Annotated in this window: 16 protein-coding genes; 5 read left to right on the forward strand and 11 right to left on the reverse strand. The window is 52.7% G+C overall.

Going from position 1 to position 16,038, the window contains the following annotated elements; genetic code table 11:
* Positions 1–7: 7 nt before the first annotated feature.
* Positions 8–1,549, forward strand: coding sequence for a phosphoenolpyruvate carboxykinase (locus tag ACA053_RS01130; RefSeq protein ID WP_077747502.1), 1,542 nt, complete (start codon positions 8–10; stop codon positions 1,547–1,549).
* Between the two features lie 73 nt (positions 1,550–1,622).
* Here the strand turns inward: ACA053_RS01130 and ACA053_RS01135 are convergent, their stop codons facing one another.
* The 9 genes from ACA053_RS01135 to ACA053_RS01175 form a co-directional block, all read right to left on the reverse strand.
* Positions 1,623–3,812 (reverse strand): DEAD/DEAH box helicase, encoded by a 2,190-nt coding sequence (locus tag ACA053_RS01135; protein WP_497394364.1) that lies wholly within the window; start codon positions 3,810–3,812, stop codon positions 1,623–1,625.
* 3 nt (positions 3,813–3,815) lie between these two features.
* Entirely contained in the window at positions 3,816–4,754 is a 939-nt protein-coding gene (locus tag ACA053_RS01140) for a HamA C-terminal domain-containing protein (protein ID WP_497394365.1), read from the reverse strand.
* A 658-nt stretch (positions 4,755–5,412) separates the two neighbouring features.
* Entirely contained in the window at positions 5,413–6,684 is a 1,272-nt protein-coding gene (locus tag ACA053_RS01145; protein ID WP_497394366.1) for a type II toxin-antitoxin system HipA family toxin, read from the reverse strand.
* A gap of 2 nt (positions 6,685–6,686) precedes the next feature.
* Complete coding sequence (locus ACA053_RS01150) at positions 6,687–7,175, reverse strand: helix-turn-helix domain-containing protein (protein ID WP_497394367.1); 489 nt, start codon at positions 7,173–7,175, stop codon at positions 6,687–6,689.
* Positions 7,176–7,365: 190 nt separating this feature from the next.
* Positions 7,366–7,719, reverse strand: coding sequence for a DUF1493 family protein (locus ACA053_RS01155; protein ID WP_497396108.1), 354 nt, complete (start codon positions 7,717–7,719; stop codon positions 7,366–7,368).
* A 267-nt stretch (positions 7,720–7,986) separates the two neighbouring features.
* Positions 7,987–8,286, reverse strand: coding sequence for a hypothetical protein (locus ACA053_RS01160; protein WP_497394368.1), 300 nt, complete (start codon positions 8,284–8,286; stop codon positions 7,987–7,989).
* A gap of 322 nt (positions 8,287–8,608) precedes the next feature.
* The gene (locus ACA053_RS01165; RefSeq protein WP_438661621.1) at positions 8,609–8,791 is read right to left on the reverse strand and encodes an antitoxin PaaA2 family protein; all 183 of its coding nucleotides are present in this window, start codon (positions 8,789–8,791) and stop codon (positions 8,609–8,611) included.
* Positions 8,792–8,843: 52 nt separating this feature from the next.
* Positions 8,844–9,971: a hypothetical protein gene (locus tag ACA053_RS01170; RefSeq protein ID WP_497394369.1), complete on the reverse strand. Its 1,128-nt coding sequence runs from the start codon at positions 9,969–9,971 to the stop codon at positions 8,844–8,846.
* Positions 9,972–10,059: 88 nt separating this feature from the next.
* On the reverse strand, positions 10,060–10,323 hold the full coding sequence (locus ACA053_RS01175; RefSeq protein ID WP_109627351.1) for a hypothetical protein: 264 nt from the start codon (positions 10,321–10,323) through the stop codon (positions 10,060–10,062).
* A 269-nt stretch (positions 10,324–10,592) separates the two neighbouring features.
* Here ACA053_RS01175 and ACA053_RS01180 point away from each other — a divergent pair, with 269 nt between their 5' ends.
* Positions 10,593–11,096, forward strand: a complete 504-nt coding sequence (locus ACA053_RS01180; RefSeq protein WP_109627353.1) for a polysaccharide deacetylase — start codon at positions 10,593–10,595, stop codon at positions 11,094–11,096.
* A gap of 18 nt (positions 11,097–11,114) precedes the next feature.
* On the opposite strand, the gene ACA053_RS01185 is transcribed toward ACA053_RS01180, so the two are convergent.
* Positions 11,115–11,261 carry a hypothetical protein gene (locus ACA053_RS01185; RefSeq protein ID WP_497394370.1) on the reverse strand — a complete coding sequence of 49 codons (147 nt, stop codon included), beginning with the start codon at positions 11,259–11,261 and terminating at the stop codon, positions 11,115–11,117.
* Positions 11,262–11,524: 263 nt separating this feature from the next.
* On the opposite strand from ACA053_RS01185, the gene ACA053_RS01190 reads away from it, so the two are divergent.
* The 3 genes from ACA053_RS01190 to ACA053_RS01200 all read left to right on the forward strand — a co-directional run bounded on the left by ACA053_RS01190 (position 11,525) and on the right by ACA053_RS01200 (position 15,434).
* A complete protein-coding gene (locus tag ACA053_RS01190; protein ID WP_497394371.1) occupies positions 11,525–13,459 on the forward strand; it encodes a RecQ family ATP-dependent DNA helicase in 1,935 nt (644 codons plus the stop codon).
* 142 nt (positions 13,460–13,601) lie between these two features.
* Positions 13,602–14,828 carry a 3-hydroxyacyl-CoA dehydrogenase gene (locus tag ACA053_RS01195; protein ID WP_497394372.1) on the forward strand — a complete coding sequence of 409 codons (1,227 nt, stop codon included), beginning with the start codon at positions 13,602–13,604 and terminating at the stop codon, positions 14,826–14,828.
* Positions 14,829–15,002: 174 nt separating this feature from the next.
* Positions 15,003–15,434: an acyl-CoA thioesterase gene (locus tag ACA053_RS01200; protein WP_497394373.1), complete on the forward strand. Its 432-nt coding sequence runs from the start codon at positions 15,003–15,005 to the stop codon at positions 15,432–15,434.
* A gap of 67 nt (positions 15,435–15,501) precedes the next feature.
* Here the strand turns inward: ACA053_RS01200 and ACA053_RS01205 are convergent, their stop codons facing one another.
* Entirely contained in the window at positions 15,502–15,990 is a 489-nt protein-coding gene (locus ACA053_RS01205) for a glycine zipper domain-containing protein (RefSeq protein WP_109627361.1), read from the reverse strand.
* Positions 15,991–16,038: the final 48 nt, after the last annotated feature.

The following is a 16,038-nucleotide window of genomic DNA, read 5'->3' on the forward strand; positions in this document are numbered from 1 at the left end:
GAATCTCATGACGCAAGCCAATAACGCCGTGTACACCGATCTGAGTGTTGATGATCTGGTAAAAGAAGCCTTGAATCGCGGTGAAGGCGAGCTTGCCGACACTGGCGCGCTGGTTGTTCGCACCGGTCACCGTACCGGTCGCTCGCCAGTCGACCGTTTCATCGTTGAAGAACCGTCCACTCAGGCCGCCATTGCCTGGGGCCCGATCAACCGCAAGTTCCCGGCCGACAAGTTCGATGCCCTGTGGGACCGCGTCGAGGCCTTCAACAACGCGCAAGAGCATTTCGTTTCCCACGTTCATGTAGGTTCGGCTGAAGAGCACTACCTGGCCGTGAAAATGACCACGCAGACTGCCTGGCAGAATCTGTTCGGTCGTTGCCTGTTCATCAATCCGGCTCAGTACAACCCGGCCGGTCGTGAAGAGTGGCAAGTTCTGAACGTCGCCAACTTCGAGTGCGTTCCAGAGCGTGACGGCACCAACTCCGACGGCTGCGTGATCATCAACTTCGCCCAGAAGAAAGTGCTGCTCGCCGGCATGCGTTACGCCGGTGAAATGAAGAAAGCCATGTTCTCGGTGCAGAACTTCCTGCTGCCGGCCGCCGACGTGCTGCCAATGCACTGCGCTGCCAACATCGGTGAAGCGGGCGACGTAACCCTGTTCTTCGGTCTGTCGGGCACTGGTAAAACCACCCTGTCCGCCGACGAAAGCCGTTACCTGATCGGTGACGACGAACACGGCTGGGGCGAAGGCGTTGTCTTCAACATCGAAGGCGGCTGCTACGCCAAGTGCATCGACTTGTCCGAGAAGAACGAGCCGGTCATCTGGAAAGCCATCAAGCACGGCGCAGTCCTGGAAAACGTCGTGATCGATGACGCCAAGCACGCCGACTACGCCGACGTCAGCCTGACCCAGAACAGCCGCGCCGCTTACCCGCTGGAGCACGTTGCCAAGCGTTCCGAGAAGAACCTCGGTGGCGAGCCAAACGCTGTGATCTTCCTGACTTGCGACCTGACAGGCGTCCTGCCGCCAGTCTCGATCCTCAGCGAAGAACAAGCGGCCTACCACTTCCTGTCCGGCTACACCGCTCTGGTGGGCTCGACTGAAATGGGTTCCGGTAGCGGCATCAAGTCGACCTTCTCCACCTGCTTCGGCGCACCGTTCTTCCCGCGTCCGGCCGGCGAATACGCAGAGCTGCTGATCAAGCGTATCCGCGGCTTCGGCTCCAAGGTCTACCTGGTCAACACCGGCTGGACCGGCGGTGGCTACGGCGTTGGCAAGCGCTTCAACATCCCGACCACGCGTGGCGTGATTGCAGCGATCCAGAGCGGCGCGTTGATCGGTGCTGAAACCGAGCACCTCGACACCATCAACCTCGACGTGCCATTGGCTGTGCCGGGCGTTGAGACTGGCCTGTTGAACCCACGTAATACCTGGGCTGACAAGGCTGCTTATGATGAAGCTGCGAAAGCACTGGCCGGGTTGTTTGTTGAGAACTTCAAGAAGTTTGAAGTGAGCGACGCGATCAAGGCTGCGGGTCCTAAGCTGTAAGGCTTGGATTTAGCGAATGAAAAAGCCGCCCTTTGAGGGCGGCTTTTTTATTGAGCTGTATAATTCGAAAATGTTAAGTTTGTGACACTACGCCAATTATTTTTTCTTTTTCATAGGTTAAAAATTCTTTATTGTTGTAGCAAGCTGTACTTCTAATTATGTTTAATACTTTTTCCTCGTTTGCATCTTCTGGAATGTACTTTCCGAGTTTTTCAATTGCAGATTTAGGAATTCCATACTCATCAAGAATGGTAAGATTCCCTCTTAAGAAATCATTTTCAATTTGACTTGCGAAGTGTAGATAGTTACCAGGCTTAATGCCCCGCTCTGAGCATATATAGCTCTGAAGGCTATTCATAACTATTAGCCATTTTGGTACTTTGTATTGTAGCCAGTGCCTTAGGATCTGAAACCCGTCTCTAATGGCCGCATCCCAAACTTCCTGTTCTGATGTTCCTTCCTTTTTCCTTTTTAGCTCGTATTCATAGATGTTTCTAATGATAGGGAATATAGACTCGTTTATACTATAAATTGACGTTAGCGTAATTAACCTCGGTTTCGACATTAGTCGACTCTTTTCATGAGGTGGCGCGAGTAAGTCGTAAGCCGTTCCTAATACATACTCAAGTTGGGCCTTTGTTGGGTATGTTGTCCAATTAATAAGGTGGTAGTGGCTCGAAAGCTCTGATCTCAGTTTTTGAATGACAGAGTGCTGGCCTTGAATGTTTATTTGGTTTTGTTTGAGTATATTAAACTCCGTTGGATCGAACCTTTTCAGAGTTTTGTATTGGTCACTCTGCTGGTCTCTTACCTCGTTGTCGTCAAGTTGTATTAATATCTCCGTGGAGATAGGGTTCTGTTCAAAAAACGGGATATCAACTACTGTCTCTTCTTTTTCAGGCGGCGGACTGAAGTTATAGATGTATCCACTGTAATGTTTCATCATTCGACCAGCTCGACCTTTGATGTTTGAATAATCAAAATAATCGATAGCATTGTCACCTTTTTTGCTGTCGAAATATATTACGTTTTTTGCACTGGTGTTTACACCTTCAATAATCGTCGCCGTACAGAATAGATAGCTAATGGACCCGCTTTCGAAATAATCGATAATGGATGAAGTGATGTGTTTTTGAAGCGCTCCGTCATGGAATGCTATACCGTGCCTTAAAAAATCAATAAGCGACCATCTTTCCGAGATGTTTTGCTGTATCCATGGGATGATACTTAGCTCTTCGCGAACTGTGGAGTTTCTAGCTGTTAGATATTTATAGAACCCATACGAAAGCTGCCTAGCCTTACGTGGTGATGAGCAGTATATTATATTTTGATCTGCTGATAATTTTGTGAGCAGTTCATATAATGTTTCTTCTTTGTATATTTTTTTTGGGCCGCTAATTCCAAATTTGCCAATATGATCTTTGTATAGATCTATTTCTATGTTTCTAACGAGTTTGAAGTTTGTCTTTATAAATTCGGCATTATACTTTTCTTCAAAGCCAGGGGAGATGCCATCGATATTCGGTCCAAGCAAATAGAACCTACATTTGAATCTTTGCAGTACGTGGTGGAATGCATTATTAAGCGAGTCCGATCGCTCATCGTCCCTTTGAGCACTTAGCTTGTAAAATTCGTCAATTATTAAGAAATCAACATCTTTAAAATATTGATATTCATTCACTCGTTCAGCGGTTAGAAGGAACAAGTTACCTAGGGCTGTGGACGGCTCTTGAGTTGTACGAACTATTATTTTGTATGAGTCTCTATACTTGGTTAGTTTTTTTCTAGTCTCATCGAGTAACGCTAGTGTAGGTTGGATGATTACAATATTTTTGTGTTTTTTCGAAGCTACTATTTCCTCTATTAGAAGACTTTTCCCAAAACTTGTTGGAGCGCTGACTATCAAGTTTTTTGTTGAGGTTTTAATTTTTTCGAGAATGTATTTTTGAGCATCGTGGAAGCTGAAACTCGTTCCGGAGTCGGATTTATGGTAGGCGCTTCGAATTTCTGAAGATGTAGAAGTAGGGTTGAGCTTTTCTCGATTTAAATATGGATATAGTCCATATGCTTCGATTAAATCCGTGAGAATTTCATCGAGTTGTGGTGAGAATTTCTTTCTATGCTCGATGGTCGTAATGATAAGTTCGTTAGACTCATCCTCACTCAACAAGAGGCTTGAACATTTCTTATAGATTCCAAAGGTCTCATTGAAATCAAAATTATCTTTTTGTTCAATATGCTTTACTAGAGCAGTAACATCCATGTGTTAATCTCCGACAGCTTGTAGTAATGAAAGCTTTGTATGGAGTCTTTTGACAAGTTCGTTTTTGCACTTGACGGGAAAAAACATTAATACGATGTTGATTTTTTCTTTTAGGGGGTGGTCATTTTTACTCAAGAATAGCTGGCTAAGCTTGCTAATTTCTACCCTGAGTTCTTCTTTGAAATCTTCGAGCTCATCGTCGTCATGGTTCGCAAATGACTGTGAGCTGTAAGTGCATAACATAGGAATAACAATGTCGTTTAGTCTTGTCTTGAGCTTTTCACTTGTAGATAGTTTGTTGGTCCAGTACTCAACGTCTGGGTGGAAGTTAAAATGTTTGGTTTTTTTTGTAATTATATTAAATTCGGAATTTATATAGTCTGCGGTTATATGTTCCTTTAGATCTTGTATCAGCGCATTGACCCCAAGTGTCGGGTCGATGTAGAGCTTTGATTCACCTAACCATAATGTTTTTGTAATGGGGTTGATATGTACAGAGTCGAAGCCGTGGACGGTGAACCCATAAGAGTCTTTAAAATAAATTTTTGATAGGAGAGGAATTGTCTGATGATGGTCTCTCAGCAATAGATGCAATATAAGCTCTCCAAACTCCCCGCGTCGTAGATATTTATCTTCTATATCGTCTGCGATATGTCCTCCGCTTAGATATAGTTTCTTTACGTTCTCAAAGTTTTTAATTTTGTACACGGAATTGGCAGCTTCGATTACCTTTTCAACCGTCTCTGTGTTGTTAGTGACAGCCTCTTCATGCAGGCCAAATGCAAACTCATGAATTGCAGATATTATTGTTTTTACTAAAGGCTTCCATCTGTATGCTTGTGCCCCTTGATCATCTAGATCGTATCCTACAATGTAACACCGGAGGTTCTCTTTAGAGAAAAACTCTTCAATGATACCGTTAGATTTAAAAGGTTTAGACATTGATGGTTCTTCTTTTTTCAGAGTTGCTCGGTATGGCCGAGAGGTACAAGATGGTATCGCATGGATGCTGTGTCGATTCTTGCTTAACAGAGGAGTAAGGATGTTGCGCTATTTTAAACTGAAGTTTCAGACGTTTTCCAGATGAGGCTGCGTTGCAATAGTATAAGGAGGATGAGAAATACATGCCGCAAGGAAGGGGGATCAAATGTCTAATTGAATATATAGCTTTGGAGTTATAATTTTTTCTTTTGAAACGTAGAGGCTTTCGACTCCCCTCTGTTGTAGGACTATAATTTTTGCGGGGGTAATTGAGTTGTTTGATTTTAAGCGTCATGGCTTTGGTTCATCCCTGGCTGACCTCACACAGTTAGGCAGTCGCTACATCCTGTTAGCCTGAGATTAAACTGGAATGGCATCATTTTGCTAGCATTTGCTGGTGTGAGGCCATCGGCTCAGGTTGAGCCATTCAAAGTAATTGCTGCCTCGCTGCGGTAATCAGTTAGAAGTCCTTGAAAGGCCTGATCTTCACGAAGAACGCTCAAAAAACGACCTTATCAATACAGGAGGAATGCTTCATCGCTGTGGAAGCTTTCTGCTCAGGGTCCTGAGCGTCCCCGCGTTGGGCATTGATGGCTTGGTAGAGAATTTGGCCGCACAGCTATTTACCAGACAAGCGAAACGCCGGAGCCATATTGTCTTGCTCACGCTTCGACAACCCCGCCGCGCTGGCCACTTTTGGCCACTGGCTCACCACCTCCTGGAAACGCTCAATAATCTCTTGTGCATCATCACGGCTGACTCGGAAGATCTCGGCGACTTCGCGAGCGAGTTCGAGATCCAACGCATTGTCGGCTTCGGTAATGTTGAGCTTCAACCCATCGGCATGTGCGACCGGATTCATGTCGTAGGCATCTGACAAACGCCATCCACGCCCAGGATCAAGAAGAAAACCATGGTTACGCATGTGGTCGTCGGTGTTGGAAACCAGGATGTTGAATATGATCCGCGACCACAACTCGCGGAGATCTTCGTCGGGTTCTGAGCCGTGCTGCACGAGTACTTCAGCCAACTCAAGGTAGCTGGCGCCTACCGACGCATCATCACCGTCCACGCGGTCGGTCATGGTCATGGCTGAGGCGAAATGCAGTCGCCCACTCGTTGCGGTGCGGTCGAAGCGTTTGACCATGAAGCAGTGATGGTCGCTCGCATAACGTTGCGCCATCCCCCTGGCCACTCGCAGACCACATTGTTCCGCGAGGGCATTTACCACGAATTCCCACCCGCCGATGTCATAGTCGTCGCGCGTGCTCGGGAACTTGGCGATCCACAGATGACCGTTCTTGTCAGCAACGCTGGCCTTGGGTCTGGCGCCGCCCAGTGAGCCACCGGGCGCGATCAACATTCTCAACCACTCACGCCCATCGAGCGAGGTGTTGTCTGGATCGTTTTCCAGCGCGCGACTTGCCTGTTCCAGTTCACGTAACTTGATAAAGGGCGGCGCTGCCAACCCATCCCGATCGTCCAGAAAACTACCTTCGTCATTCAACTTGTAGCGAATAGCACCCACTCGATAGAGGTCATGAACGCCTAGCAGGTAATCCGACTCGTATAGTTTTGTACCTTTCGGGATGAGTCCGTCGCGGATGTCTCGCTCCAGTCGGCGCTTCATCAGCAATTGTCCCCAGCGATCCGGGCTTGAGTCCGCAAAAACGCCAAAGCGGGTCTGGTGCTGCCCAGGGAATTGTCGTCCTTCGAAGAGACCGATGCGGGGATCCAGCGTCGTGAAGTTCAGCTCGGGATCGGCCAAAGCGGCAGGGTCGTATTCAAACTCGAACACGTTGGTGGAGCGAGCCTTTCGGGCATGGAGAAATCCAAGACGCCTTGGTCCGTTCAGGGTTTCCCAATCGGCATACACCGCGATCAGCGTCATTTTCAATCCGTCTCAGGCTTGGTTTTTTTCGTGGTAAATAACTTGGAAAACGAATGGGTGTTCAACGGGAAATCAACCTCAATGTCCGAATCGGAAATGGGGCTTTCCGATGCGTCCTCTGTCCTGTCGCGAATCGGTGACGACGTTTTCGTTGCAGTCATGTTGCGTACTCGTTGACGTTTACTGGCTGCTGCGTTCGCTTGTGGAGTTAAACGCGCGTCTTGCAGCTGGCGCCCCAACTCATCCGTTGCTGCGAGCTTGCTCAAATCTTTCTCCAAGCCCAGAACCTGCATCACAGACACATAGGCGCCCATCGTCACGCCTGAACCGCCTGACTCCAGAGAGCGAAGCGTTGTCAGCGACATGCCCGCCCTTTCGGCAACTTGCTTTGCGGTCAGCCTTCGACGCAGTCGAGCGAGTTTCAGACGTTCGCCAAACTCCGCGAGCAGTCTGGATGCGGATGGCATGAGAGGCGCTGTTTTCTTAGCCATGTGCCATTATTCCTTCACTTTTAGGCTTTAACTGCCAGAATAATAGCACTTATGTGGAGATTTACAGGGCGTTGCTAGACTCTGTTTTCGGGACAGCCGCAATCGGTGGGGCCGAATTCAGTTTTATAACTGTCGTTATTCCAGCTGAATTCCAGATAAACAGCCAGAATAATGCCACTTATTGGCTCGCCTAGAGACCTTCCAGAGTTTGCGTTTCCCAGCGCTGTACTTTGACCGCGTGGTAAAGCATGCCAATGGTCAGCGAAACCTTGTCGCCGCGTCCTTTTGCCCTTCGCTTGAGATGCACATCAAATCCTTCCGGCTGAAAATAGCGATAGGCGTCGTAGTCCACGAGGTCGATCCCGAACTGTTCTTCCAGCGCTTCCATCAAATGTCGCGCATCAGCGCCGTTGCAGCCCAGGTCGAAGTTGATCGAGGTGATGAGGCTGATGGTTTTGCGTTCGGGCAGGCCGAGTTCTTCGTGCAGTAGCTGCATGAGCAGGTGCATGGTGTGGTCGTCGGGGAAGTTGGGGGCGAGGTTCATGGAGCGTCTTCCGTTAGGGGTGTTTCGATGAGACTGATTAAGCCTGATTTTGCGATGTTGATCAGTGCTGTTTACATGATGCACTCGGGAAGGTTGGCGCTCGCCGCGTAGGATTTCGTTCATCTGTTGCACGCTTTCCATTAGCTCATCGAAAAACTTGCTCATGGTTATCTCCGATGGGTGACGTTTGACGTTCCAAGAGCCGAACGCGGAGCTTCCGTAGAGGCATTCCCACGCAGAGCGTGGGAACGTTCTTTTCACTCGACGTCAGGCAGGTGCTTTCCAGCCCATCATGCGTTGTTGGGCGACTTGGAGCAGGTCGCAGCCGTCCTGGGCCAAGAGGAAGAGCGCGTGGGTAATGTGGGGGATGTCTTCGACGTCGCCGTGTTTGAAGCAAACGCAGTGCAGGGTTTTGAGGAGGTCACTGGAAGCCCGGATGCGCTGGAGGGCGGCTTCGAGGATGTCCTGGGGGTTGGCCTCTGTGTCGATGATCAGGGGCGGAGATTCGGTAAGGTTGGTTTTCAGCGGGAGGTAACGATCGTTTGTGGACGGATTCCATGTTTTCATTTTATGTATTCTCAAATGCATTAGATGAAGCCAACACCATCGTGACCAAGCGATGGAGGCGACTGCGTTCGGGTTGGTCAACCGGAGGAATACATAAGACCGGCACGCCTAAAGGCGTCCCAAACACAGCCACCATATAGCGTGCAGACACTTGAGTGCCGGCAGCATACAACGGACGCGTTTATGTATTCCATCGGGTGACCAAGCCCGAGTCGCTGATTTGGCAGCGACAGTCACGACTATAGATATGAGCCTCCAACCCGCGATAGGCGACAAAGAGTCCCCGCTTGTAGGATCGGGCCGAACCTCGGATAGGCCCTTTCTATAGGATTATTCCGCGACGTATTTTCTCGCGTTTTTCCGCCATCAGCTTCCTTGCGTCCTCATCGGAAATGCTCGGTCGTGGATCATCGATGCTGGCTTGAACCTGCCGGATGAACCACGCCTCGTAGGCAGCATCGTCGATGGGAGCCTCACAGCATTTGCATGTCGCTTTTTCCTTCATCGGTTTTACCTCTAATTATTTGCAATTGAGCTGACGACCCCACCCTCATCACTTAACCAATATGCTGATAAGCCGCCACATCCATCAGGCCAGTGGTCAACCCAGTCGCCGGCGCGTAGATCGTGCCTTTCACTGCCGAAAACTTGACCCCGTTGCTGCCCAGCGAAACATAGCGCTCGCCCTGGTCCAGTTCGGTGAAGTAGGTGTAGGAGAATTTTTCCATCGCTTTGTATTTGGCGGCGGCGCTGGCCATGGCGTTGTGGTGGTTTTGCAGGCCGGCTGGGGTCAGGTTGGAGGTTTTGATCAGCGGAACGCCCCAGCGTTTCAGGCACACTTCGGCAAAGTGGCGGACGATCAGGCCGGGTTCGGCCAGCGCTTTAGGGCCGCTGACGCCATCGACTGCTGCGTTGCCGACCAGCGTGCCGTGGCGGCCGGGCATCGGGTAGATGTGGGTTCGGGTGCCGGTGGCCGTTTGCGGGATGACGCAGCTGAAGCCTTTGGAGCGTTCGTCCCGGGCGTAGAAGCCGACGTACTCTTTGACGTTGGAGTTGAGTTTTACTTTGTCTTCCTGAAAGTTGCCGATGCCGGGGACCGGATCAATAGCGAAGATATTCACCGGGATGTTCTTCAGTGCGCTGTCCTTGAACATGGCATTGGCCAGCATGTGGCAACTAATGCCGCCGCGACTCCAGCCAACCAAGTTGATTTTTGTTGGAATAATGCCGTCCTTGCGGAATGTCTTGATGATTTGCTCCTGTAACTTCTGTTGTGTCACGCTGCGGTCGCCGTAGTTGTACTTGCGCCACATCCAGGAGCCTTCGACGATCACATCTTCAATAGGAATGCCGGCAGCCTTGAGACGGTTGTATTCTGCCTCCGTCAGTTTTTCACGCTCCCAGTCACACTTGCCTTTGATGATGTTGATGGCGTGCTTGACGTTCTCTTCCCAGCCCTTGCCGAACAGCGTGCCGCTCAGGCCGTAGTCCTTGGATTGGGTAAACAGTTCGTCAGCTTGCAGATTGCTGGTGCCAGGGCCGTCAATCACGATCCATTCGGCAAATTCGCGACCACCGTGATGGGAAGCCAGTGTCGAGACCAACTCTCCATTCCAGTAAGTTGGGTTCTGGCTGTCGAATTTGGTCGAGCCGGTGCCGCAAAAGAAAATAGTTAATGTAGTCATTGTAGTGCTCTTGATTGGTTTAAGAGCTTGCAGACTAATGTTTGTTGTTTGCGAGTTGAAGAAGTTAGTTGTTTCTATGTTTGTGTTTTTAAAGTTCTATTCTTTGTCTTCCAATGTCGAGAAGCTCACAGCCATCCTGCGTTAATAAATAAAGTGCATTCACTATATGGGGGATGTCTTTTACATCAGCTTGTTTGAAGCACAGGCAATAAAGTGTTTCGAGCAGGTCGCTGGCGGCACTCAGGCGTTGGTGAGCGGCGTCGAGGACGGCGCGGGTGCTGGCGGCGGTATCAATGACCAACACGGGCGTTTCGCTGTAGCTGGTTTTGAGCGGGCGATAGCGGTCTTGCATGAGGTCAGTCCTGTATTCAGGGGCGCGGCAAACTATAGAGGCGCGGATACAGGCGTCGCAATACAGCGCAAATGGACAGTATTTGTAGGGGATTTACCTGCGTTGTGGCCTTTTGCCTACGTGTAACCCGAGGCTTTTTTCAGCAATTCCCCTAGAGGTCGAATTTCCTACGGGTTTGTCAGGCGCAACGCACCAATCCTCTGTATCGTGCGCGCCAGAATCTGTAGGACGTTAAAAAACGTCTGTCTAACGCTTAAAGGGAATTAAGTATGCAATGGCTACGTATGGCCTCGATTTTGTTGCTGTGGGCGGGTGTTTGTCGTTTGGCGGGTGCAGCTGACACGGATAACTCTTTGATCCTCGCCAATATGGATCGCACCGGTTGGCCGGATGCGCTGACAAGCCAGGCGAACGTGGACACTGCGTCCCGCGCCGAGGTGTTGATGTTCGGCAAGGCACTGCTGGCCAGCGAAAGGCTCGACGAACAAAGTCTGAAGCAGCGACTGGGTGTGCAGGATGTGAAGCTCAAGTCGGTCAGGCAAGTGCGTGACGGTCTGTGGGATCGGTTGCTGACCACCTACCGCAGCGCCAGTCAGAACTGCGACGGTGAACCCTTTTGCCCCCGCGTGCGAAGCGTCGCGGATTTGCGTCAGTTGGCGGCCGCGTTCACAGGCGAAATCAGCCCGGCTCATGCGGTTTGGGCGAGCAAGAGCCGGGTGTATCAGGAGCAGATATTGAACGAGCAACTGCGGGTGGCGGTGATGGTGCCGTAGCCACCTATGGCGTAGTCGTCAGGACGTTCGCCAGGCGTGTTGGGCTGCGCATTCCAGGGTGTCGCACGTAGCGAGCAATGGGGGTTCTTCGGGAATCCTGTCGCAGCCGTTCAGCAGCAGGGATGTCAGGATCAGGGCGATCGCGAAAAGCGATTTTTGAGACATGGTCGTTCCTTGTTCAAATGCCGCGCTCATCAGGCGTCCTGCCATGATGTGAAGTGCACGGGCGGTGGTTTTGCGAAAAGACCTTAGCGTCAGATCCAAGGGCTGCGCGAGGAACAAAGTGTTTCGTTTGTTTCATCCTGTGGCAAAGGACTCTGGAGCGAGGCTGTATCATCCCGTATCGTTTTGGTCCCCGACCTTTTCTCGACTCGCTGCGTTTGCCGGCTAGGCTTTGGGCTTCGCAGCGGTCAACGGAGTGACAGCTTATGCACAACACCCTGGAACAGGTTTTCGGTTATCCACAGTTTCGGCCCGGCCAGGAGGCGGCGGTCAGCGCGGTGTTGGCCGGGCGCTCGGCGGCGGCGATTTTTCCCACCGGCTCAGGCAAATCCCTTTGCTATCAATTACCGGCTCTGTTGCTGCCGCACCTGACGCTGGTGGTCTCGCCGCTGCTGGCGTTGATGCAGGATCAGTTGGCCTTCTTGCAGCGCCATGGCATCGCAGCGGGCAGTATCGATTCGGCCCAGAGTCGCGATGACGCAAGTGATGTGATGGCTCGTGCCAAGTCCGGCGAACTGAAGATTTTGATGATCTCTGTGGAGCGCCTGAAGAACGAGCGCTTCCGCAATTTCCTGCAGCAGGTGCCGATCTCGCTGCTGGTGGTGGACGAAGCGCACTGCATCTCGGAGTGGGGCCACAACTTCCGCCCCGACTACCTCAAGCTTCCCGACTACCAGCGCCAGTTCAACATTCCGCAGGCGCTGCTGCTGACCGCCACCGCAACGCCCAAAGTAATCGCGGACATGGAGGCCAAATTCGGCATTGCGCCGGAAGATGTGGTGACCACGGGTTTCTACAGGGCGAACCTGAATCTGCTGGTCGAGCCGGTACGCGGTCAGGACAAGCGCCGACGTCTGGTCGAATGGATGAGCGAACGTCCCGGCCAGCCGAGCATCGTCTACGTCACCCTGCAAAAAACCGCCGAGCACATCGCTGAACATTTGGGTCGCAATGGCATTCAGGCCGAGGCCTATCACGCCGGTTTACCCCACGAACAACGCGAAGCTATTCAAAAGCGTTTCATGGGCGGGCAGTCCAATTGCATTGTTGCGACCATTGCCTTCGGCATGGGCATCGATAAAAGCGACATCCGCAACGTGGTGCATTTCGATCTGCCCAAATCCATCGAAAACTACAGCCAGGAAATCGGCCGTGCCGGGCGCGATGGGCAACCATCCGATTGCCTGGTGCTGGCCAATCGCGACAGCCTTAACGTGCTGGAAAACTTCGTCTACGGCGACACGCCCGAGTTGGATGGCATTCGCTGCGTGCTTGATGAGATGCAAGCTGCTGCGCCAGAGGGGCAGTGGGAGTTTCTGTTGGGGCCTTTGTCGGACCAGAGCAACATTCGGCAACTGCCGCTCAAGACCTTGCTGGTGCAACTCGAACTGCGTGGTTTGATCGCTCCGCGCTACGCCTATTACGCCGAATACCGCTTCAAGTATTTGCAAGAGCCGGAAGCCTTGCTGGCTCGTTTCGAGGGCGAGCGCAAAGACTTTGTCGCGGCAATCATCCAGACCTCCAGCCGCGCACGGACCTGGGCCACGGTGAATTTCGACGCGCTCTATGAGCAGCATCAAGCCGAACGCAACCGAGTGGTCAAGGCGCTGGATTATTTCCAGGAGAAAGGCTGGGTCGAGCTGGAAAGCAAGCAAATGACCGAGGTCTACAGCCTGCTGCAAACCAACGTCGACAGTCAGGCACTGAGCGCCGAACTGCACACGTATTTCACTCAGCACGAACGCACCGAAATCGCACGAATTCACGCGATGCTGGATCTGTTCTCCACCGATCATTGCCTGGGCTATCGCCTGGCCGAGTACTTCGGCGACGAAAACGCGCCTCGTCAGTGCGGGCATTGTTCGGTGTGTCATGGGCACGTGGCGCGCCTGCCATCGCCGCCGGAATTGCCGGCGCTTGTGGATAAAAACTTTGAAGCGCTGTGCGGTGATTTTATCCACAGGCATGAACAGCACACCGGTGACGTACCGTCGGCCGAACGGGTAACGCGGTTTTTGTGCGGGATCAGCGTGCCGCTGTTTACCAAGCTCAAGGCGCGTTCGATTCCGGGATTTGCTGCATTGGAAAATTATCCATACGCCGACGTGCGGGAATGGACTGAAGCGCATCTTCCCAGTTGAAGCCTGCTCCCACAGGGATCTTTGGTGTGTTCGCGGGTAGATCCATCCGCTGAATGTCCCTCATCACAGGAATAAATTTCAAAAATACCCAGCGGCTGACTATGGTGAGGGCTGTCTTTGGATCGCCAACAAGAGAACAACCATGAGCCAGACACCGTTCAACATTCAGCGCGCCGCCGTGATCGGTGCGGGCACCATGGGCCGTGGCATAGTCATGTGCCTGGCCAACGCCGGCGTTCCGGTGCAATGGGTGGATAACAATCCGGAGATGCTGGAACAGGCGCTGGCCACCGTGGCGGACACTTACGCACACAATGTGCGACAGGGCCGCATCGATCAGACCGAGGCAGACGTGCGCATCGCACGGGTCACGGCAGCGGCTGATTATGCGGCGATCCGCGATGTTGATCTGGTGATCGAAGCGGTTTACGAAAACCTGGAGCTCAAGCAAAAGATTTTCCGCGAACTGGACGGACTGCTCAAACCCGAAGCGATTCTGGCCAGCAACACTTCAGCGCTGGATATCGACGCCATCGCCGCGGCGACTCGCCGTCCGGCTCAGGTTCTGGGACTGCACTTCTTCAGCCCGGCTCACATCATGAAACTGCTGGAAATCGTCCGTGGTGCGCAGACTTCGCCCGCAGTGCTCGATGCGGCGCTGGAGCTGGGCAAACGCATGGGCAAGGTCAGCGTGGTGGCGGGCAACTGCGAGGGTTTTATCGGCAACCGGATGCTCAATACCTACGTGCTTGAAGCGCGCAAGATGCTGCTGGAGGGCGCTTATCCCTATCAGGTGGATGCGGCGCTGCAAGGCTTCGGTTTTGCCATGGGACCGTTTCGCATGTACGACGTGGTTGGCGTCGATCTGGGATGGCGCGCTCGGGAGTTGGCGGGTACAGGGCAGGATGCGCCCGAGGTTCAGGTGGATAACCGTCTGTGCGAATTGGGGCGTTTTGGTCAAAAGAGCGGCAACGGCTATTACCACTACGAGCCAGGTAGCCGACAGGCTGAGCACGATCCGGAAGTCGATGCGCTGGTGTTACAGGTCAGCGAAGGGTTGGGCTTCCAGCGTCGCGAGATCAGCCCTGAGGAGATTCTCGAGCGCTGCCTGCTGGCACTGGTCAATGAAGGGGCGAAGATCCTTCAGGAAGGCATCGCGAGATCGGCGCACGACATCGATCTGGTGTACCTCAACGGTTATGGTTTCCCGGCGGATAAGGGTGGGCCGATGGCGTGGGCGGATCAGCAAGGGCTGGCGGATATTCATCAGCGCTTGATGGCGCTGGAGACTCGCCAGGGTGATCACTGGAAGCCGGCGCGGTTGATTGGTGAGTTGGAAGCGGTGGGTAAGGGCTTTTCTGACAAGTGATTGATGCAGCGCCTGTGCCGGCGCTTTCGCGAGCAGGCTCGCTCCTACAAGGGATCTCGGGTCGTCCACACATGCTGTGTTCACAGAAGATCAAATGTGGGAGTGAGCCTGCTCGCGATGAATACAACGCGGTATTCGCCTTAGACTGGCAATCCAACTCCAGGAATCGACACGATGTCCAACCCGATGCCCCAACGCACCGAATACCCGCACTTCCAGCCTATCACCACCCGCTGGCACGACAACGATGCCTATGGCCACGTCAACAACGTCACCTACTACAGCTTTTTCGACACAGCGGTGAACACTTACCTGATCGACGTCGGTGGCCTGGATATCCATGACGGCGAGGTGGTGGGTTTTGTGGTGAGTTCGTCTTGCGATTACTTCGCCTCCATCGCCTTTCCGGACCGGATCGAGATCGGTTTGCGGGTGGGCAAGTTGGGCAACAGCTCGGTGCAATACGAGCTGGCGGTGTTCAAGGCTGGGGAAGATGAGGCCTGCGCAGCCGGGCGCTTCGTGCATGTTTTTGTGGATCGCGCGTCGAATCAGCCAGTGGCGATTCCTGCCGGGTTGCGCGGTGCATTGGAGCGGTTGGTCGTTTGATGGACAAAAAAATCGCAGCCCTTGGGCTGCGATTTTTTATCTAGCTGTCAGTGATGCCGTTCAGGCCTCAATGATGACGATTGTGCTTGTGATGTTTGCGATGACCATAGGCATGACCACGGCCCGGGTGGCCGTCACGGTAGTAACGACGATCATCGCGGCCGCCGCGATAGGAGCGACGATCATCGTCCTCATCGCTTTTGTTGCCCATGTAGTTACCCAGCGCGCCACCGGCGCCGCCGCCTGCTGCGGAGCCGATCAGGCTGCCGGTGGTGCCGCCCATGCTGCGGCCGACCACGTTACCGCCCGCTGCGCCCAAGGCACCACCGATGGCGGCTTCGCCACGGCTGCGTTTGTCTGCGCCGACTGCGCTACCACCCGCGCCGCCTAGGGCCGCGCCAATGGTGGAACCTGTATTGCCGCCTAACGATTGACCGACGACCGAGCCAAGAACCCCGCCCAATGCGCCGCCCACACCTGCTTCGGTGGTGCCTCCGGCAGAAGCGAAGCCACTGACCAGGCCAAGGGACAACAAGAGAATCGAGGAGAACTTCATAGAGGAACCTCAAGGGGATGACGGCGCGATCCTGAGGCTGTGTCAGGG

The sequence above is a fragment of the Pseudomonas sp. LBUM1672 genome, assembly GCF_059695655.1.

Coding starts and splice junctions, on each gene's coding strand:
- ACA053_RS01180 (WP_109627353.1), top strand. CDS start 10,593: ATGCAATGGCTACGTATGGCCTCGATTTTGTTGCTGTGGGCGGGTGTT.
- ACA053_RS01130 (WP_077747502.1), top strand. CDS start 8: ATGACGCAAGCCAATAACGCCGTGTACACCGATCTGAGTGTTGATGAT.
- ACA053_RS01190 (WP_497394371.1), top strand. CDS start 11,525: ATGCACAACACCCTGGAACAGGTTTTCGGTTATCCACAGTTTCGGCCC.
- ACA053_RS01160 (WP_497394368.1), bottom strand. CDS start 8,286: ATGAAAACATGGAATCCGTCCACAAACGATCGTTACCTCCCGCTGAAA.
- ACA053_RS01200 (WP_497394373.1), top strand. CDS start 15,003: ATGTCCAACCCGATGCCCCAACGCACCGAATACCCGCACTTCCAGCCT.
- ACA053_RS01205 (WP_109627361.1), bottom strand. CDS start 15,990: ATGAAGTTCTCCTCGATTCTCTTGTTGTCCCTTGGCCTGGTCAGTGGC.
- ACA053_RS01185 (WP_497394370.1), bottom strand. CDS start 11,261: ATGTCTCAAAAATCGCTTTTCGCGATCGCCCTGATCCTGACATCCCTG.
- ACA053_RS01155 (WP_497396108.1), bottom strand. CDS start 7,719: ATGAACCTCGCCCCCAACTTCCCCGACGACCACACCATGCACCTGCTC.
- ACA053_RS01175 (WP_109627351.1), bottom strand. CDS start 10,323: ATGCAAGACCGCTATCGCCCGCTCAAAACCAGCTACAGCGAAACGCCC.
- ACA053_RS01195 (WP_497394372.1), top strand. CDS start 13,602: ATGAGCCAGACACCGTTCAACATTCAGCGCGCCGCCGTGATCGGTGCG.
- ACA053_RS01165 (WP_438661621.1), bottom strand. CDS start 8,791: ATGAAGGAAAAAGCGACATGCAAATGCTGTGAGGCTCCCATCGACGAT.
- ACA053_RS01140 (WP_497394365.1), bottom strand. CDS start 4,754: ATGTCTAAACCTTTTAAATCTAACGGTATCATTGAAGAGTTTTTCTCT.
- ACA053_RS01150 (WP_497394367.1), bottom strand. CDS start 7,175: ATGGCTAAGAAAACAGCGCCTCTCATGCCATCCGCATCCAGACTGCTC.
- ACA053_RS01170 (WP_497394369.1), bottom strand. CDS start 9,971: ATGACTACATTAACTATTTTCTTTTGCGGCACCGGCTCGACCAAATTC.
- ACA053_RS01135 (WP_497394364.1), bottom strand. CDS start 3,812: ATGGATGTTACTGCTCTAGTAAAGCATATTGAACAAAAAGATAATTTT.
- ACA053_RS01145 (WP_497394366.1), bottom strand. CDS start 6,684: ATGACGCTGATCGCGGTGTATGCCGATTGGGAAACCCTGAACGGACCA.